The sequence below is a fragment of the Candidatus Cytomitobacter primus genome, assembly GCF_008189405.1.
Taxonomy (GTDB): domain Bacteria; phylum Pseudomonadota; class Alphaproteobacteria; order CAJXXZ01; family 1604HC; genus Cytomitobacter; species Cytomitobacter primus.
In genome coordinates, this window is record NZ_CP043316.1 from 528287 (window position 1) to 547915 (window position 19629).

Sequence of the window (19629 nt, forward strand, 5' to 3'; positions counted from 1 at the left end):
ACTTTAAACATTTTTTAAAACCACTCTTATATTAGAAAAAGGTCTGTACTTAGTTCCAACTCTTCCTCTACCTTTAAACTCTATTCTTTTCAAATACTTTCCTCTTCCAACTACAACTTCATCTACTATTAATGATCCATCAATACCTTTGTCCATCGCGTTAGCAATAGCTGAATCAACCAATGTTTTCAAAATTCTAGCATATTTCCCTGGCATATGATCTAAAGCTCCAACAACTCTATGAGCATCACACCCACTCATTGATCTAGCAATCATTTGAAAACAAAATGGCTTACCATATATTTTATTGCTTTTCGCAACTACAAATCTATTAATCATTTATTAGCCCTCTTATTTCCATGAGGCAAATGCTTTCTAGTAAAAGAAAATTCACCTAACTTATGACCAATCATAGCTTCTGTAACATAAACAGGAATAAACTTTCTCCCATTATGTACCAAAAAAGTTATACCAACAAAAGATGGAATAATCATTGATCTTCTAGACCAAGTTTTAATTGATCCAACTTTTTTTCCTTCTTTATTTCTCTCAACATGTTTGAACAAGTGAGAATCAACAAAAGGTCCTTTAATTATTGATCTACTCATTTTTTAGATCCTCCCACAATCATTTTATTTACTTTTCTCTTAGATCTTGTCTTCTTACCTTTAGCAGAAAGACCCCAAGGAGAACAAGGGTGTCTACCACCAGAAGTTTTACCTTCACCACCACCATGAGGGTGATCAACTGGGTTCATGGCAACACCACGCACATGAGGCTTAATGCCTTTCCATCTGTTTCTACCAGCTTTACCAATTTTCTCATTCTTATGATCAGGATTTGAAACAGATCCAATTATACACTTACAATCTCCTAAGAATTTTCTTTTTTCTCCAGAGGTAAGTTTCAGAATGATATATTCGCCTTCTCTACCCAATATAGTAGAGTATGATCCAGCAGATCTAGAAACCACAGCTCCTCTACCAGGAACTAATTCAATGCTATGAACTTGAACACCATTAGGCACATTTTTCAAAAACGTTGCATTTCCAGGAACAACAGACACTGTTTCACCAATTTCTATTTTATCTCCTTGCTTCATTCCAGCAGTAGTTAGCAAATATTTTCTTTCATTTCCAAAATCCACTAAAGAAATAAATCCAGTTCTGGAAGGATCATATTCAAATCTCTCAATAATTCCAGACTTATTCCAAATAGATTTGTCATAAAAAGAAACCATTCTCATTATATATTTCGATCCACCACCTCTATATCTTACAGTCAATTTTCCAGAAGAGTTTCTTCCACCTTTTCTAGCAACACCTTTAACTAAAGATTTTACAGGAGACCCTTTCCACAAAGATCTTTTATCAACTAATACTGTTCCTCTTTGAGCTGGAGTCATAGGATCATAATATTTTAAAACAACTTCTTGAGATGTGATTATATTGCTTTTCATGATGCAACCTCCGTAATCTTAGAAATATCTTCTTTTGAAATTCTAACAAATGCTTTTTTGAAAGATGCTTTCTTTCCTTTCACACCCTTAAAGAATTTCGATTTGCTTTTCACATTACAAGTATTAACATCAATAACATCTACTCCAAGCATATTCTTACACATTGATTTAATAATGCTTTTTGAAATATCTTTGCTAAATTTTAGTGTCAACACACCATACTTAGACATAGCTATCGCTTTTTCAGAGAAAATATTCCCGCTAAATTTCTTGATAATCGAGCTTAACAACATAATTTCTTGATTCATTTTAATCTACCTTCCATATCTTCCAAAACATTCTTATCAAATACAACGATATCATGCTTTAAAATAGACAAAGAGTTAAGACCTGCTAATTTCAATAAATTCACATTATGAAGATTTGACGCCCCTCTTTCAAACGACTCTTGAAAAGTATTTGCAATAAACAACACTTTTATCTTAGATTGATCTTTCAAAATTTTCTTATCTTTATCTTTAAACACTTTTTTTGCGCTATCTTTCAAAATGTTTTCTAGCATTTTTGAAAAATCAGAAGTTTTATTAGATGAGTGATTTGCAAGATCATCAACAAACAAAATACTTTCTTCATTCATTTTTTTAGAGATAGACATTTTAACTGCTAATTTCTTAACTTTTTTATTAAGATCAAACTCATAAGATCTAGGCTTTGGGCCAAAGGAAACTCCACCACCTCTAAAGTGAGGCTCTCTACCATCACCCTGCCTAGCTTTTCCACTTTCCTTTTGAGGTCTACACTTTTTTGTAGAACCAGAAACTTCAGAAACGCCTTTAGTTGAGTGAGTTCCTTGTCTATTTTTAGACATATGCCATCTAATCACTTCATACAAAACAACTTGATTCACTTTTACTGAAAATATAGATGGATCCAGATTCACATTTCCAACAGACACACCTTCAAAATTCAAAACGCTATTCATTAATTCTTTATTCATAACTTCTCTCCCAAAGATACAGATTTATACAAACCACAGAAAGAGCCTTTAGATCCAGGCACGGCACCATAAACACCAACAATAGATCCACCGCTATCTAATAAATCAACTTTTTCTTCGATATATTTGATTTTCATATTCTTAACAGTAATTGTTTCAGCACCATATCTTCCAGCCATTTTCTTACCTTTTAGAACTCTGCTTGGCTTTCTAGAACCTGTAGAACCACCACTCCTATGTGCTTTTGACACACCATGAGAAGCTCTTAATCCACTAAATCCATGCCTTTTCATACCACCAGAGAATCCTCTACCAAGACTAATTCCTTGAACATCAACGAATTCATTTTGAGCAAAAAAGTCTGAAACAGAAATAGCGTCACCTATGTTGAATTTCTCAACATTCATAACTCTAAACTCTTTTACTTTTTCAAACACTCTTCCTTCATATTGACAAAGACCATGTTGAGATTTGTTCCAAGATTTCAAGCTTGAATTACCGAAACCAATTATAACAGCAGAATAGCCATCACGATCCATAGTTTTAAAACCAATAACAATAGGAGACTCAATATATAACAATGTAAGAGGAATAAAACTTCCATCACACATTACTTGAGACATTCCCATTTTCTTACATAACAATCCAAAATTTTTCATGCTTTAATCTCAATCTCCACTGATGCAGGAATGGAACAACTTCCATCCAAAATATCCATCACTTCTTTCGAAGAGGGTAGTTCTATAATTCTTGTTCTCACAAATCTCTCAAGCTGATGTCTAGCTTTTTTGTCAATGTGAGGACTAGAAAGAATAGTCCATACTTTTCGCTTTTTAGGCAAAGGCACAGGACCTATTACATTTCCAGAACCTATTACTTTTTTAACATTTTCTACCAAAAGCAATGCAGCTTTATCTAATGAAAATACATCAGAAGATCTTAAAATAACTCTAACAAAGCCTTTTTTCTTAAATTTCTTCTTTAATATTCCACTAACTGAATCAGTTTTCTTTTTCTGCTCAGTATTCATATTTTCCCTTACTATCATAAACAATCCTTCACGAGATTAACGCATATTATCAAATAAATCAATCTCACTTTAAAATACTTTCTACCAAATTCTTAGGCACAGATCTGTAATGATCAAAAGACATAGAGAAAGTAGCTCTACCTTGAGTACTAGATCTCAAATCATTAATATATCCAAACATAGAGGATAGAGGTACAAAATACTTAATAATATTAGTTCCTCCAGCCAAATATTCTTTGTCTTCAAAAACACCACGCCTTTTTGTCAAATCACCTTCAATGCTACCAACATACTCTTCTGGCGCAATGACTTCTACTTTCATCACAGGCTCTAGAAGTACTGACCCACTCTTAATTGCTTGCCTAAAACCTTCTTTAGCAGCAATTTCGAACGCATAAACACTAGAGTCAACATCATGGTAAGATCCATCAATAAGGCTCACTCTAAAGTCAACAACAGGATAACCATACAAACCAGAAGTCAATGCAGATTTTAATCCTTTTTCAACTCCAGGAATATATTCAATAGGAATCGCTCCACCACGAATTTTGTTAACAAATTGGAAACCCTCTCCTCTTTCTAGAGGTTCGAAAATCATTTCCACTTTCGCATATTGACCAGCTCCACCACTTTGCTTTTTGTGCTCATACAAAATTTTAGAATCTTTGCTAATAGTTTCTCTGTATGCAACCTGAGGATTACCAACAAGAGCATCAACTTTAAATTCTCTTTTCAATCTATCTACAATAATTTCAAGCTGCAATTCACCCATTCCGTGAATCAAAGTCTGATCTGTTTCATGATCTGAGCTAACCTTAAATGAAGGGTCTTCTTTTACAAGAGATTCCAAACCTTTAGCAAGCTTATCTCTATCTGCTTTGGTTTTAGGCTCAACAGAAAGAGAAATCACAGGATCAGGAGCTGAAATTGTCTCCAACACAATCTTGTTTTGGGCATCACAAAGAGTATCACCAGTAACAGCATCAATTCCACAAAGCGCAATTACATCACCAGCACTTGCATGTTTAATATCTTCTCTATCATTCGCATGAAGAATCAACATTCTACCTACACGAACTTTAGATCCGCGACTACTATTGTAAATCTGATCTCCAGCAGAAATCTTACCAGAATAAACTCTGAAATATGTCAAAGAACCGACAAATTGGTCACATGTAATCTTAAATGCAAGACCACAAAATGGCTCATTTTCATCAGCTTTTCTAATAATTTCTTCTTTGCTAACAGGATCAATTCCCTTTGTAGCAGGCAAATCCAAAGGAGATGGCAAGTAATCTATAACTGCATCAAGAAGTGTTTGCACACCCTTATTTTTAAATGCAGATCCACAAAATACAGGAAAGATTTTAGATCCAATCACAGCAGATCTAATCGCATCCTTTATTTCTTGCGCAGAAGCTTCTTCACCATTCAAGTATTTGCCCATAATATTGTCATCAAATTCTGAAACAACATCAATTAATTTTTCTCTATATTCATTTGCTTGCTCAACCAAATCTTCAGGAATATCAATCACATCAAAAGATGCACCAAGGTTATCACCTTTCCAAACAATTGCATTCATCTCAACGATGTTTACAATTCCTTTGAACTCAGATTCTGAACCAATAGGAATATTAAGCGCAACACCTTTTGCACCCAATCTAGATTTGATCATATCAAAACATCTGAAAAAATCAGCTCCAGATCTATCCATCTTGTTTACAAAACAAATTCTAGGAACTGCATGCTTATCAGCTTGCCTCCATACAGTTTCAGATTGAGGCTCAACACCAGCAACACCATCAAAAACAACAACTGCACCATCAAGAACCCTCAAAGATCTCTCTACTTCAATTGTAAAATCAACGTGACCTGGAGTGTCAATCAAATTAAATTGATGATCTTTCCAAAAACATGTTGTGGCAGCAGAAACGATAGTAATTCCACGCTCTTGCTCTTGAGCCATATAATCCATAGTAGCCGCACCATCATGAACTTCACCAATTTTATAAGTTTTACCTGTATAATAAAGAATTCTTTCAGTAGTAGTGGTCTTACCAGCATCAATATGAGCAACAATACCAATATTTCTGTATAACTTTAAATCAATTTTTGAAGCCATTACTTGCTCCCAAAATGTTCAAATGCTTTGTTAGCCTCAGCCATCTTATGAACATTTTCTCTCTTGGTCATTGCATCACTTTTTCCACCACTAATAATGTTTATTAATTCAGAAGAAAATTTCTTGATCATGCACATGCCTTTTTTATTATTTGCAGCATCAATAGTCCACTTCAAAGCAAGCATGTAAGCTCTCTTAGGCCTTACTTCAACAGGAACTGGATATGTAGATCCACCAACACGTCTAGACTTAACTTCAACTATAGGCTTGACCTTATTGATCACTTCTTTAGCAATTTTTTGAACATCATTATTCAACTCTTCTGAAGCAATTCTAAATGACTCATTTACAATATTTTCAGCGATTTGCTTTTTACCATCTTTCATTACTCTTCTAACAAAACTACCTAATATATCTCTATCGAATAATACATTAGAATCTGATTTGCTTAATTTACTTTTTCTACGACCCATAAAAACTCCTTATTTCGGCTTAGAAGCACCGTATCTAGAACGAGCTCCCCTTCTTGCTTCGACACCTTTAGCATCTAAAATACCTCTAACTACCCTATAGTTTACACCAGGCAAATCAGGAGGACCTTTTCCTCTTACAAGCACAATAGAATGCTCTTGCAAAGAGTGACCTTCACCAGGAACTGCAGCAGTAACTTCGATTCCAGTTGTAAGCATAACCCTCACAACTTTTCTTTGAGCAGAGTTAGGCTTTCTTGGAGTCATGTTAAACACCTTAACACACGTCCCTTTTCTTTGTGGGGATCCTCTTAAAGCTGGAAACTTAACTCTACTAGCTTTATCCTGTCTTCCACCATTACTTTTTCTACACAATTGTCTTAATGTTGGCATTATGACCTTTTATACCTTTCTTTTAATCTTGCTTTCTTACCCTTAAGATCTCTTAGATAATACAACCTAGCTCTACGAACCTTTGCAGATCTTAATAGTTCAAATTTTACATTAGAATACAAGGGGAAAATGAATTCTACCGCTTCATTTCCTATTACTTCTCTAAGCAATGCTGTAGAAGCACTTTTTCTAATGCACACCCCAACAAAAGGTTTAGAGCTTTTTTCTTCAGACTGAATATGAGCAGCAACAGTATCTCCAGCTCTAAAATTATCTGAATTTAACCTTGCTACTGCTGCTTCCTTCTTTCGCTTTTCAAACAGTTCAAGAATGTACATTTTTCTCCTTCTTTCTAATATACTCAACCCACAAATCAGATCTCCTGTTTTTGGTCAAAGTTTCACTGTTACTTTGCCTCCAACTAGAAATCTCTTTATGATTTCCGGATTTTAGAACACACGGCGTATTGTACTCCATTTTACTATCCTTTGGAACCCAAATATCTGGCCTAGTATATTGATCATGCTCTAAAAGGCCATTTGAAAATGTATCACTTTCAATAGATTGCGGATTTCCAAGAACTCCAGGAATCAATCGAACGCAAGTTTCTACGAGAGTCATTGCAGCAACTTCCCCTCCACATAAAATATAATCTCCCATACTTACTTCTTCTATTTCCCAATGCTTTAGCAATCTTGAATCTACACCTTCATATCTGCCACAAAGAATATGCAGATCAGTTTTGATTAATTCTGACGCATAACTTTGGTTGAAAGCCCTTCCTCTGGGAGACATATATATTATCTTCCCGCGATTACGAATTTCCTTATATTTATCATTTTTTTCTGCATTACTTTCAGAGTTATTTGCATGATTATAAGACTCATGTAGCCACGCATCTAAAACATCACACTTCATAACCATGCCAGGGCCACCTCCAAATGGAGTGTCATCAATAGTTTTGTGCTTGTCTTTTGTATAGTTTCGCAAATCTTGCACAAATAGGTTCCATTGCTTCCCATGAGATTTGCCCAAACAAGACACACCTAAAGTTCCAGGGAAAACATTTGGAAATATAGTTCCAATATTTACATTCCATACAGACATGATCTTATGTTATGATAAAGAAAAATACATATCAATATATCAAATCATTATGACAATGCCACAAATACCATATCAATCGCACTAACAAGCATAATAGATCATAACTAAGCATGAAAGTGGACCTAATAATATACAATATGGAAATTCGAAATTTTAATATGGAAATGGAGCGAATTCTATGTCGAATACGATATTGTGTAATCGCATTCTGCTTTTAAAATCATTATCACCAACAACAGCACATAAACCAGCGCCTTCCCAAACCGTAATATCTTGATTGCTGTTTCCAATATACATGAATTGCACATTATAACTCTTACTTAAATCATCATGCTCAATATTTTGCACATAACTTCGTTTATTAATATATTTATTAATCTCTATCAATTTCTTTTCTGATACGCATCGCAAATCTCCATGAGAGCCAATCACACCATCAAACAAATTATTTAAATAAATATTTAACCTTTCAGCTATTTTAATAGGGGATCCAGTTGCTAAAATTATTTTTTTACCTCTTTTCTTTTCACATTTTATAAAATTTACCAACTCTGCGTGAAAATCTAATTTGGCAAAATTAAGATACATGGCATATTTATTTAAGATGTCTATATTCAACATCTTTCTGTTCATAAGAAAATTTAACTGTACTTTTAATGCAACAAATGGACATTTAAATATCAAAGCCTTAAATAGCTCAAAACCTACATTTTGCTTTACTAAAGTCCCATCTAAATCTACAAAAATATACGAATAATCAATCATTAAAGATATCATATGCTTATAATAATAATTAGCAAATATTTGTATAAAACTATATTCATGTTAGAATATGTTGTTTTATTAGGAGGTTATCATGAACAGAGAACATATAGTACATTCTGACTCTGGATTGAGAAGATATTTTGTGAATATCTACCAAAATGTAGCAATTGGATTGGGAATCATGGGATCAGTTGCTTTTTTTATGCATAGCATACGCTTTTATCCCAGTGGAGCAGGGGGAATGCTTATAATGTTTTTGCCCTTCATTATAAGTATGGCTTTAAGCTTTAATATCAGGAGTATTTCTGTCGAAACAGCTCAATTATTATATATTGCTTATAGCGCTTCTCTAGGAATGTCATTATCTTTTGTTTTTGCCATTTATACTGGAGAAAGTGTTTTCAATGCATTTTTATCAACTGCTGTTGTTTTTGGAGTTTTATCATATTACGCGAGAACAACTAATAAAAATTTAAGTGCTATGGGAGATGTATTACAAATGGCTCTTATTGGAATGATTTTAGTTGGTATTGTGAATATTTTCATAGGGTCATCAATGATGAGTATGTTATTGTCTTTTGCAACAATTATTATTTTCTCTGGCTTTATAGTGTATGATCAACAACAACTAACAAATCTTTATTTTTCAAGAATAGATACTGAGACAAAAGAAAAAATTGCAATAATTGGATCACTACAATTATTAATTAGCTTTGTAAACATATTTATCTCCTTATTACGCCTTTTTGGTGAGCGTAGAAGAGATTGAATAGGAATATTTAAATGTCAAAAATGAAAAATTATAGAAAGCAAGGGACTAAATGAACTTCAATTATCAAAATCTTAATTACAAGAGAATAGCAATAGCATCTTTATTAGGTATAGGGGTTTTGTTTTTTTTCAAAAGAAGCAAGCCATCAAGACAAAAAGAAGCGCAAGCTATAGTGCTTGGAGCAGAACGCATTAAACGTGGATCCATGTCTGAAAGGCGTGTGTTTCCTGGTGTTTTAAAAGCTGATAAATCCGTAAATATCACAGCAGAAAAGTCCGCCACAATCAAACATATTAGAAAAGATGGTGAACAAATCAAAGCTGGGGAATTAATTATGGAGCTTTTCGATGATGCTGAAAAAAACAATGCATTAAGCGCTGAAGCTGTAATGCTTGAACAAAAATCACAATATGCAAGAGCAGTCAAATTACGTAAAGAAAACATTATTTCAGACGCTGACCTAAATAGCAAAGAAAGTGCATATAAAAAAGCTAATGCTGACTATCAGAGAGCTCTTTCTGAAGTTTCTAAGATGAGATTCAAAGCTCCATTCAATGGAATTCTTGGATTAATTAAATATAATGAAGGGTCTGTTCTTCCATATAATCAAGAAGCAGCTGTATTTATATCTGATGGACCATTATCTGTATTTTTCTCAGTACCAGAAACAAATGCATCTGAAATCAAAAAAAATACTGAAGTTGATGTATATCCGGACACACAAGATGCTTTGCCTAAAACAGCTACTATAGTTGCATATGAGCCACAAGCTGATTCAACACATAGCATTTCTATAAAAGCAAAACTAAATGATGAAAGCACAAACCTTATTCCAGGACAATTTGTAAGGGTAAATATTCCATTGGGAATGAAGCATAATATTATTATGGCTCCTGAAGCAGCTGTAAGAACTCATCAAGGCAGTTCATATGTATATAAAATTGAAAATGGGAAAGCTAATTACTCTCCTGTAAAGCTAGGAATTAGAGATGATGGGAAGGTTGAAATTGTTGATGGGCTTTCTGATGGAGATATAGTTATTACTGAAGCAGGAGATAGCTTGAATGATGGATTGAAAGTTACACCTCAAATCTTAGGAGAGAAGAATTGAACAATAATGAATTAAGTAATAATTTAAAAGAGCAAAACACAAATAATAAAAATTTAAAAAGCAGTTTTGCATCATTTTTCATATCTAAGCCTGTATTCACATGGGTTATGTATATTTCCGTTGCAATCGTTGGTATGTTTTTATTACAAAATACTAATTTACGTGAAAACCCCAAAGTTGAAACTCCATCAATATCCATTGAAATGGAATATCCTGGAGCAAGTACTCAGGTTGTAGAGTCTCAAATCGCAAATTTAATGGAAGAAGAATTAGCAGGAATTGAAGGCTTAAAAAGCATGAAAACTGTAGTATCTAAATCTGGGCAAACAAAAATAGATATGCATTTCTCAGGAAATAGAAATACTGACTCTATTGCTACTGAAGTAGAAACCAAAATGCGAAGAATTAAAAACTCATTCCCACAAGGGTTAAAAGATCCTAGCATTAGAAAATCTGGTGGTGATGATCGAAATTTAATGACATTAGCAATAAGTGGAGGGAAGTACTCTGCATCTGAGTTATCTGATATTGGTTATCGTTATGCAAAAAGCGAATTTGAATCTATTAATGGAATTGCATCTGTAAAAATTTCTGGAATTTCTGGAGAAGGCCGTACATTTAGAATTGATGTATGGTTAGATCCAGATAAATTATATGCATTTAAATTAACTCCAATGGATGTATATAACGCAATTGCAAAACAATCTTACTTACACCCAGCAGGTCATATTGAGATCAATAATATTAGGTATAATGCTACAATTGCAAATGATTTAAAATCTGCTGAAGAGTTTGCTGATGTTGTATTAAAAGAAAAAAGTGGAAAAGTTATCAAAGTACAGGATGTGGCTAGAGTAGAAATGCAAAAAACTGATGAAGAAGTGCGAACAAGGCATAATGGTCAAGTTGCATCATTTATTAATATCGGAGCACAACCTCAAGCAAATCAAATCGAAGTTGCAGCCCAAATCAAAAAGAAACTAGTTGGAATAAACAAAGGATTGCCTCATGGGATAAAAATAGAACCTATTATGGATCAATCTGAACCTGTAAAACAATCTCTAAACAGAGTGGTACAAACTATTTTTGAAGCAATTATTTTTGTTGTTATTGTTATGCTTTTATTCTTAAAATCATGGAAATCTTCTATCATTCCGTTAATTGCAATTCCAATTTGCCTGCTATCAGGAGTGATTACAATCGCTGCATTTGGATACTCAATTAATGTTATAACTTTGTTAGCCATGGTATTAGCTGTTGGATTAGTTGTTGATGATGCTATTGTTGCTATCGAGGTTATACATAGAAGAATGCAAAAAGGTGAAAATGCGAAAACTGCATCTATTCACGGTATGGCTGAAATCCAATTTTCAATTATCGCTATGACATTAACATTAGTTGCAGTTTATGCTCCAATTTCCTTATCCACTGGACTTGTTGGGAAAATGTTTACAGAGTTTTCAGTATCACTTTCAGTTATGGTATTAGTGTCTGGAATAGTTGCTTTAACTTTGACGCCTGTCATGACTGCATCATTATTACAAAATGACAAGCAATTAGATTGGAAAATTATTAAAAAATTCGATAAATTACTTGTAAAACTAGAGAATACATATAAAAAATATCTTACACATACTATAAATTATCGAAATTACGTTATGCTAGGAGCTTTTATCTTTGGATTGCTTGGGTTTATCACAGCAAAATATGGAATAAAATCTATTATTGTTCCAGAACAAGATAAAGGAGTAATAGCTATTTCATTAACACCAACTAGTGGTGCAAATGTAAAATATATGGAATATACAATTTCCAAAGCTGAGACTATAATCAAAAAGCAAAGTGGCGTTGATTCAGTATATTCTGATTTCCATAGTGGTGGTGATAGAGCTACACTTTATGCATTGTTAGCACCATTTGCAAACAGAAAATCATCTAAAATCATTGCTAAAAACATTGAATATGACTTCAAAAAGTCTTTGCCTGGAACTCAAGCACATATATCATCTGATATTGGATCACTAGGTGGAAACTCACAAGAAATAACAGCAATTATTAAAAGTAATAAATCATATGATGAGCTTGAAAGATTAGGATTGCGTTCAATAAGAACATTTCAATCTCATCCAGCTATTGAGAATATTAGATATAGTCGAGTTGTGCCTGAAAAAACATTTAACATGGAAGCCAATAGAGGGCGTGCATTATCTTTAGGTGTTGATTTATCTGCTCTGAGAGATAATGTTGCTATGATAATGAGAGGAAACCCTCCTGCAGTACGATATGAGCGAGATGGAAAGCGTTACCCTGTAAGTGTATGGGCAGATGAAAAGTTCAGAAAAGACCCTGAAGGAATTAAACGATTCCATGTTTATACTAATATTCCTGATGAAAAAGATAGATCTGCTAGAAAACTGATCTCTTTGAAAGATATTATTCAAGTTGTTGAATCATCATCTAGGCCGATGATTTTACATCAAGATGGAGTAAGAGCCTTTGAGATCTATGGGTCATTAAAACCTGGTTATGATACAATCACAACCTATAAAGACATTGAGTCACAATTATATGCATCATTACCATCTGGGTATGTTGTTAGTCCAGGATTGAATGTAAAAAACCTAATGGAGGAAGGAAGTAACTTCTCAGTCATTCTGATCTTGGCTTTGATTTTCATTTTCTTGATCTTAGCAGCTCAATTTGAAAGTTTTTATGATCCATTAATTATCATGACATCTGTTCCATTAGCGCTTTCAGGTGCTATTTTAACTATATTCTTCATTCCAGGATTAAGTTTAAATATATATAGCCAGATTGGACTTGTCACACTAATCGGTTTGATTACAAAACATGCTGTTCTAATTGTGGATTATTATAAAAAAGAACTTGAAGCAAAAAATGACATTATAAAATCAGTTATGAATGCTTCATTACTACGATTAAAGCCAATTCTAATGACTACACTTGCCATGGTTCTTGGTGCTGCACCACTTATTTTAGCTGGTGGATTTGGATCTGAATTCAGGAGAGAAATTGGATGGGTAATCGTAGGTGGAATGTCTTTTGGTACATTTTTCACATTATTTGTGATTCCAGCAGCGTGTATTGTATTTGCAGACTTGCGCTTTTTGATTACAAAAGTTAAAATGAAGGACGATAATGGGAGACAATAATGTTAAAATTAAGATTTGCTAGAGGTGGTAAAAAGAGAAATCCTGTGTTCTTCCTTGTAGTTGCTGAAAGCCAATCGCCAAGAGATGGAAGATTTGTAGAAAAACTAGGGACTTATACTCCAAAACTAAAAAATGAACAAAGGTTTATTTTTAATGAGGATCGTATTAAGCACTGGATTTCTAAAGGTGCTCAATTAACTGATAGAGCACAATATCTACTTGGCTTACAAGGTATAGTAAAACCTATAGTAAGAAAAACAGTAGAACCTGTAGCTGCAATAGCAGAATAGTACATACTTTAAAAACTTATGGACAATAATTACATAATTATAGGAAAAACTTTTAAACCTCATGGATTAAAGGGAAACTTACAGATGCATCTTTACTCTGAAGATGTTGATTATAGTGAAGTATATATAAATGATCAACAATTAATAATTGAAGATCTAAATATATTGCAAGATAATAAATCAATAATAAAATTTAAAAATTTAGATAAAATTGAAGATATTGAGCATCTCTGTAAAAATAATGTATATATTAAAAAAGCAAAATTGCCAAATAATGAGCTGTATTGGGATGAGTTAATTAGTATGCAAATTTATACTCCAAATGGAGATTTAGTTGCTACTGTATCTGCTGTGCATGACTTTGGAGCTGGATTAGTTTTGGAAACAGAATTAGATTGCATGTTTTCATGGGAGCAAGTAGAAAAGTTTGATAAAACTACAAAAACAATCACACTAAAAGATAATAAATTATACTAATATTATATAAATATAATCACAGATAATGATATAAAAATTAGAAAATAGTTATAAAAACTAAAAAATCATACTGATATATTAGCAATAATTATATAAAACCATCTGCTTGATCACATTAGAAAGTTAGTTATATTAGAAAAACTAGCTTATTACAACTCAAAGAGATTTGGTTTACTATATGCAGAAACACTATAAAGGCATTTAAGAAATCTAATTAATTAAATTAATATATATAAATTCTGCTTGATTGTATTAAATATATATTCAGAATACTATGAATTTCTGATCTATTTCCTGACTTGTTCCATTATAAGCACTCATTCAAAGCAATTAATAAAACAGCATAATGGATTTATATAATTATCTTATAAACGACATATTAAGTACTTTGAATATGATGAATCCATTGTGATACCCTTTGATTCTTTTGCATCTGTGATTCTTTTCTTAATTCACGTTGAATAACTATATCTTTTTCATCTAAATCTCCTAATAATTTCACTGTTTTCTTAGATGCATTATATGCTCTCACAAGTGGAAGTCTAAATTTAGTCTGCACTTCACATGACATTAATTCAGCTTGAGACATCAGTATGGAAGATTCATCAGCACAAACCATATCTAAATCCAAATCATCTTGTACTGAACCTGATGTAAATTCACTTATTAAAGATTCAACCTCAGTATTTTTCTTTGACATACCTAAACCTTGCTCTAATAAATACAAATACTCACTACATTTTTCACTATATTCTTTTTTTAATAAATGCAAAGCACCACATTCTTGTGCAATATCATACTTTGATACTTCACTATCTTTTTCAATTTCTTGATATTCTTCAATGTCTATATATTTTTCATAATCAGTACCAGAGTTGATAGGGAATAGATTGAATATTTCACCTTGATATTCCTGCTCTGATTTGTAAGATGCTTGGGATTTATCATCTTCATCAGAAAACACCAAAGGTGATACTGAAATATCAGGAGATTCTGAGGGGGTTTCTATGAAAACATTTCTAACTCCCATTGATCGCACAGGAATAATAAACTGATCATCAGGAGTTTGAAAATCTTCACTAGGTCCCATTGCATTAGAACATAACATTACTAATAATATACTTAAAATTAACACTTTCATACTATAACATGCTCACTCAGCACTTGTAAAGTTCTGATTAAGTAATTATTAAGTGTAAATTATATAAAATACATATCAAAATCATATAAAAATTAATGTATAATTTAATCTTTAGTATGATCTTTAATACAAATTTGACATATAATCAATTTTTGACCTAATCATTTTAATATAATATGACTTAAATTTTATTATGTAAAATACAAATATTAAGCCTAAATTTTATTTATAATATACATTACTCTTTACTTGGTCGATTATTTTAATCTTTACTTATTCAGTTAAGCATATAAATTTTATAAGAAATCTGTTCAATATTTTCTATTCAATATACAATAACTCATGAACGAGTTTAGTATGGATAAACCATTACATGGTATTCAGGAAGATAAGGAGATAAAAGTTATATTTATTTTCCCAGATAATAGCGAAAAAGAATGCATCGCTAATGTAGGTGAAAATTTATTAAATGTAATAAGAAATAATGATATTCCTATTCCTTGCTCTTGTGGGGGTGCACTTGCATGCTCTACGTGCCATGTGGTTCTAGATGAAGAAACATTTGAACTATTAGAAGATAATGGGAAAGAAGCTAGCGAAGATGAGGAAGACCTACTTGAAGTTGCATCAGGGCTTAAAGACACCTCAAGATTAGGGTGTCAAATTGTTCTTACTCCAAAAATGGATGGAATGAAAGTTTCGTTGCCAAGATAAAGTTTTTCTTGATCAATTAACATCAAAGTAATGCAAAAAATATAATCAAAGCAATACAAAAGAATATCTAAATAAATAAAAATATATAACCATAGAGTAATGTATAATTAGATATAAACACTAGGAGATTGAAATGTTTAAAGTATTAGGAAAAGGATCATTTGGAAGTGCAGTTAAACACATCATTACTAATTCTAACTTACCACTCACAGATCAAAATTATAAATTCATTATCCCAGCTGTACCATCTTATGCGGTACCAGAAGTTTTAGAGAAAGAGAGTATAGATAGATTGCGTAAGAACAATATAACTATAATTTTTGTCTCCAAGGGATTTTTATATACTGGAGAACTACTAGGAGAATGGGCAAATCACAAAAGATTAGACTGGGCTGTATTTGCAGGGCCACATTTTGCTTCAGAATTACAAAGTAATTTGCCTACATATTCCATGCTTGGATATGAGAAAGAGATTCCAGAAATTAAAAATTGGAGCAATATGAATGTAATGCTCTCTACTGATAAAATCGCAATTCAGTTACTTGGCGCTTTAAAAAATATTTATGCATGCTTCTTTGGAATAATTGCAGGATTAGAATTAGGGAGAAATTACACAGCTTCAATGTTCACATTTGTACTTAAAGAAATACAACAAATATTTGATGATATGCATTTAAATCAAGAAGCTATATATAGTTATGCAGGAATCAGTGATCTAATCTTAACTTGTACAAGCAGCAAATCTAGAAACTATAAAGAAGGGTTTAATCGTACACAATCAATTTTAAGTAACCATTTAAGCGAAGCAAAACATTCTGCCATTGCGTTTACTAAGAGATTCAATAGCACAAGTAAAGAACATAAAAAATATCAGATTTGCAGGTTTATTAGTGAAGTAATGAAATTAGATTTACATACAAAATCAGAAATCCAAAAACTATTACATCAATATATAGCAATTTAAATAATAAATTGATTAATACCTATCAATGCAAATATGAATAAATTTGCTTGCCAGTAAATTGCCTTTTATCAGTACGAATTCTCATGCAATCTAACATAAAAAAATTAAATCTTTTGATTACTCTTTTTAACAAAGCTATCTAATGTATCGCAAGCAAATAGATCAAGATGAACATTATTATAAATTGATAAATACCAACTATTTAAATTAGTCATGCATTCTATGATCATTTAACATGTTCATTCAGCATATCCCAAACTATTGTAAGGCCATCTTTCACTTTGATTCCTTTGATTTGTGCATGCATAGCAAATTCCATATCCTGCTCTGAATCCCCAATAAACCATATATTATGATCATTTTTTAATTTGTACTTTTTGCATAAATTCAAAACTGAGCCAGGATTTGGCTTTGGCTTAAATCCATCTTCACTCCCAATAATCATATCAAAATAATCCCATCGTAATTCATTAACTTGATCTCGTATTTCTTGCCCACTTCCATTACTAATAATACATTGTGGAATATTATTCTGCTTAAAATATTTCATTAATGATACAGCATATGGAGAAACCCATGTTGAAGAACGTTCTAATTCAAGTGGAAATTGCGCCTTAATTACATTACGCATTGCTATCGAAATCTGATTCCAGTATTGTGACAGCTCTTTTTGCTGGGTGATTTCAAAGATTTTCCCAGTATGCTTCTTCAACAATCTATTCATTATAAAAGTATGTGCATTTTCTGGATTCTCAATTGTGCCTAGCCAGTCCCAAAGAACTAAAGTTGGTTTCATAAATCGATTTTAGCACAGCATAATAATTTTGCAGAGTATTATTATATCTATTCACCCAAATAATATATTACAACCTTTATAGCAAAATAATATCTTATAATCTTGATAGTGTTTATAGTATTTTTTCATAAAATTGAATATATTGAGACAAAGATAGGGATTGATTAAAGAATGGGAATTTTAGATTTGTTTTTTAAGAGCAAAAGATACCATAAATGTCTTACGTACCCATGTGTAATTGTTTCAGCACAAGGGGAAATCCTAGACTATAATAAAGAATTTGCATCTAATTTTAGTGAATCAATGGGAGAGAAATTCTCCAGTGTTATAAAGATAGTGCATGATCATGGACGAGTGATTACAGAAAAATTTGATAATAAATGGGAGTTAAATTATTTGCAAATCTCTAAGAATGAGTATCATGTATTATTTTTCCCATATTCAAATGATAATTTTCTGATTGATATTCCATCTCCGCTAGTAATTGTGAATTCTAATGGCGATATTGTGCATTTTAATCGAGAGTTCCAAAAATATTTCGATATAGACTTACATAATCAAAATCTGGCTAACTTATTTTCTTTTAACTCTGAGTCACTGAAATCAATCGAGACTTCGCATGAAGTAAACATCAATGATGATACTACAATACTTGTGCGGTATAAACCAACAAATTGTGCAATGTGGATTGTATCTTTAACAGATAAGAGCGAGATTAATGAAATTAAATATAAAATGATTAAGGCACAGCATTTGCAATCATTAGGACAATTAATTGCGAGTGTCAGCCATGATTTTAATAATATGTTCACAGCAACAAGTGGGTTTTGTGAGATTTTAATCGAAAAAACAAAAGATACTGAAATATATAGCGAAATAAATGAAATTATGCAACATATCTCCAGTGCCAAAGATCTGTCAAAGCAGCTTGTAAAGTTTGTTTCAAATAATAATATTGAAAATTGTAATCCATACCAAACTCTGTCGAACTTAAATAAAATAGCAATGAAACTAGTAGGAGATCATATTGATATTCAGTTTGATTTACAAGAACTCGATACAACTATTCATCTATCTAATAGTAGCTTAGAGCGCATCATGATTAATATGATTATAAATAGTAGAGATGCAATTACTAAAGATGGAATAATAAATATAAAATTACGTGATGCTGAAAAAGCTTTAGATCATTTAGAGAATCATATAGACTATATCTCGATATCTGTACAAGATAATGGCCATGGAATTCCTAAAGAAAATAGGCGAAAAGTATTCGATCCATTTTTCTCTACTAAAAAAGATGGAACCGGGTTGGGTTTGTCAAACATTGCGCAAATCATTAAAAATGCAAAAGGCAAATTAGATTTAGAAAGTAATGAAAATGGAACAACTATTACAATATTACTTCCCAAAGCAAATAATAAGCTGAAAAAACCTATGCAAAATCAGTATAAAAAAACCAATATACCAAGAAAAATATTAATCGTAGAAGATGAAGCAGGGGTACGAAAAGTAATGTGGCATGCTCTAAAGAAGGATGGGCACAATATAATCGAGGCACATAACGGGAAAATCGCACTGGACAAACTGCAAAGTAATCAAGATTTAGATTTAGTCATAACAGATGCATCACTACCGGAATTAAGCGGAGATAAGTTAGCAAAAGAAATCAAAAGTACATTCCCAAATATCAAAGTACTTGTAGTTTCTGGATATGATGAAAGTATGATTAAGTCTAAATTTGAACAATATGATGGATTCTTGCCTAAACCATTTACAATTAGCCAATTGTTAGAAAAAACTCATGAAATCATAAATAACATATAGTGGCAAACCATAGAAATG

Annotated in this window: 23 protein-coding genes; 8 read left to right on the forward strand and 15 right to left on the reverse strand. The window is 32.1% G+C overall.

What is annotated here, in order from left to right:
• Positions 1–3: 3 nt before the first annotated feature.
• From FZC34_RS02360 to FZC34_RS02420, 13 genes are all read right to left on the reverse strand, one after another.
• A complete protein-coding gene (locus tag FZC34_RS02360) occupies positions 4–339 on the reverse strand; it encodes an uL22m family ribosomal protein (RefSeq protein WP_148971857.1) in 336 nt (111 codons plus the stop codon).
• Positions 336–608, reverse strand: coding sequence for a 30S ribosomal protein S19 (rpsS, locus tag FZC34_RS02365; RefSeq protein ID WP_148971858.1), 273 nt, complete (start codon positions 606–608; stop codon positions 336–338). The genes FZC34_RS02360 and rpsS overlap by 4 nt, the downstream gene beginning before the upstream one ends.
• On the reverse strand, positions 605–1459 hold the full coding sequence (rplB, locus tag FZC34_RS02370; RefSeq protein ID WP_148971859.1) for a 50S ribosomal protein L2: 855 nt from the start codon (positions 1457–1459) through the stop codon (positions 605–607). Before rplB ends, rpsS begins: the two co-directional genes overlap by 4 nt.
• Positions 1456–1767: a 50S ribosomal protein L23 gene (gene rplW, locus FZC34_RS02375; RefSeq protein ID WP_148971860.1), complete on the reverse strand. Its 312-nt coding sequence runs from the start codon at positions 1765–1767 to the stop codon at positions 1456–1458. Before rplW ends, rplB begins: the two co-directional genes overlap by 4 nt.
• The gene (rplD, locus tag FZC34_RS02380; protein WP_148971861.1) at positions 1764–2456 is read right to left on the reverse strand and encodes a 50S ribosomal protein L4; all 693 of its coding nucleotides are present in this window, start codon (positions 2454–2456) and stop codon (positions 1764–1766) included. The genes rplW and rplD overlap by 4 nt, the downstream gene beginning before the upstream one ends.
• Positions 2453–3115: a 50S ribosomal protein L3 gene (gene rplC, locus FZC34_RS02385; RefSeq protein ID WP_148971862.1), complete on the reverse strand. Its 663-nt coding sequence runs from the start codon at positions 3113–3115 to the stop codon at positions 2453–2455. The genes rplD and rplC overlap by 4 nt, the downstream gene beginning before the upstream one ends.
• A complete protein-coding gene (locus FZC34_RS02390; protein WP_187440025.1) occupies positions 3112–3486 on the reverse strand; it encodes a 30S ribosomal protein S10 in 375 nt (124 codons plus the stop codon). Before FZC34_RS02390 ends, rplC begins: the two co-directional genes overlap by 4 nt.
• Before the next feature lie 64 nt (positions 3487–3550).
• Positions 3551–5611, reverse strand: coding sequence for an elongation factor G (gene fusA / locus FZC34_RS02395; RefSeq protein ID WP_148971864.1), 2061 nt, complete (start codon positions 5609–5611; stop codon positions 3551–3553).
• On the reverse strand, positions 5611–6084 hold the full coding sequence (rpsG, locus tag FZC34_RS02400; RefSeq protein WP_148971865.1) for a 30S ribosomal protein S7: 474 nt from the start codon (positions 6082–6084) through the stop codon (positions 5611–5613). Before rpsG ends, fusA begins: the two co-directional genes overlap by 1 nt.
• A 9-nt stretch (positions 6085–6093) precedes the next feature.
• Positions 6094–6474, reverse strand: a complete 381-nt coding sequence (rpsL, locus tag FZC34_RS02405; protein ID WP_148971866.1) for a 30S ribosomal protein S12 — start codon at positions 6472–6474, stop codon at positions 6094–6096.
• Positions 6474–6812, reverse strand: coding sequence for a 50S ribosomal protein L19 (locus FZC34_RS02410; protein WP_148971867.1), 339 nt, complete (start codon positions 6810–6812; stop codon positions 6474–6476). The genes rpsL and FZC34_RS02410 overlap by 1 nt, the downstream gene beginning before the upstream one ends.
• Positions 6799–7581 carry a tRNA (guanosine(37)-N1)-methyltransferase TrmD gene (trmD, locus tag FZC34_RS02415; protein ID WP_148971868.1) on the reverse strand — a complete coding sequence of 261 codons (783 nt, stop codon included), beginning with the start codon at positions 7579–7581 and terminating at the stop codon, positions 6799–6801. The genes FZC34_RS02410 and trmD overlap by 14 nt, the downstream gene beginning before the upstream one ends.
• Positions 7582–7734: 153 nt before the next feature.
• Positions 7735–8358 carry a haloacid dehalogenase-like hydrolase gene (locus FZC34_RS02420; protein ID WP_148971869.1) on the reverse strand — a complete coding sequence of 208 codons (624 nt, stop codon included), beginning with the start codon at positions 8356–8358 and terminating at the stop codon, positions 7735–7737.
• A gap of 79 nt (positions 8359–8437) precedes the next feature.
• On the opposite strand from FZC34_RS02420, the gene FZC34_RS02425 reads away from it, so the two are divergent.
• Genes FZC34_RS02425 through rimM form a run of 5 tightly spaced genes read left to right on the forward strand, consistent with a single transcriptional unit; the run spans position 8438 to position 14169 of the window.
• Positions 8438–9115, forward strand: coding sequence for a Bax inhibitor-1/YccA family protein (locus tag FZC34_RS02425; protein ID WP_148971870.1), 678 nt, complete (start codon positions 8438–8440; stop codon positions 9113–9115).
• A gap of 52 nt (positions 9116–9167) precedes the next feature.
• Entirely contained in the window at positions 9168–10229 is a 1062-nt protein-coding gene (locus FZC34_RS02430) for an efflux RND transporter periplasmic adaptor subunit (RefSeq protein ID WP_148971871.1), read from the forward strand.
• Positions 10226–13402, forward strand: coding sequence for an efflux RND transporter permease subunit (locus FZC34_RS02435; protein ID WP_148971872.1), 3177 nt, complete (start codon positions 10226–10228; stop codon positions 13400–13402). The genes FZC34_RS02430 and FZC34_RS02435 overlap by 4 nt, the downstream gene beginning before the upstream one ends.
• Positions 13402–13692, forward strand: coding sequence for a 30S ribosomal protein S16 (gene rpsP, locus FZC34_RS02440; RefSeq protein ID WP_148971873.1), 291 nt, complete (start codon positions 13402–13404; stop codon positions 13690–13692). The genes FZC34_RS02435 and rpsP overlap by 1 nt, the downstream gene beginning before the upstream one ends.
• 18 nt (positions 13693–13710) lie before the next feature.
• The gene (rimM, locus tag FZC34_RS02445; protein WP_148971874.1) at positions 13711–14169 is read left to right on the forward strand and encodes a ribosome maturation factor RimM; all 459 of its coding nucleotides are present in this window, start codon (positions 13711–13713) and stop codon (positions 14167–14169) included.
• 379 nt (positions 14170–14548) lie between these two features.
• Here the strand turns inward: rimM and FZC34_RS02450 are convergent, their stop codons facing one another.
• A complete protein-coding gene (locus FZC34_RS02450; protein ID WP_148971875.1) occupies positions 14549–15277 on the reverse strand; it encodes a hypothetical protein in 729 nt (242 codons plus the stop codon).
• 375 nt (positions 15278–15652) lie between these two features.
• Here FZC34_RS02450 and FZC34_RS02455 point away from each other — a divergent pair, with 375 nt between their 5' ends.
• Positions 15653–16024, forward strand: a complete 372-nt coding sequence (locus tag FZC34_RS02455; protein WP_222884918.1) for a 2Fe-2S iron-sulfur cluster-binding protein — start codon at positions 15653–15655, stop codon at positions 16022–16024.
• Positions 16025–16157: 133 nt separating this feature from the next.
• Entirely contained in the window at positions 16158–16988 is an 831-nt protein-coding gene (locus tag FZC34_RS02460; protein WP_148971876.1) for a hypothetical protein, read from the forward strand.
• Between the two features lie 226 nt (positions 16989–17214).
• On the opposite strand, the gene FZC34_RS02465 is transcribed toward FZC34_RS02460, so the two are convergent.
• Positions 17215–17784 (reverse strand): HAD family hydrolase, encoded by a 570-nt coding sequence (locus FZC34_RS02465; protein WP_148971877.1) that lies wholly within the window; start codon positions 17782–17784, stop codon positions 17215–17217.
• Between the two features lie 171 nt (positions 17785–17955).
• Between FZC34_RS02465 and FZC34_RS02470 the strand changes: the two genes are divergently transcribed.
• Complete coding sequence (locus FZC34_RS02470) at positions 17956–19611, forward strand: hybrid sensor histidine kinase/response regulator (RefSeq protein WP_148971878.1); 1656 nt, start codon at positions 17956–17958, stop codon at positions 19609–19611.
• Positions 19612–19629: the final 18 nt, after the last annotated feature.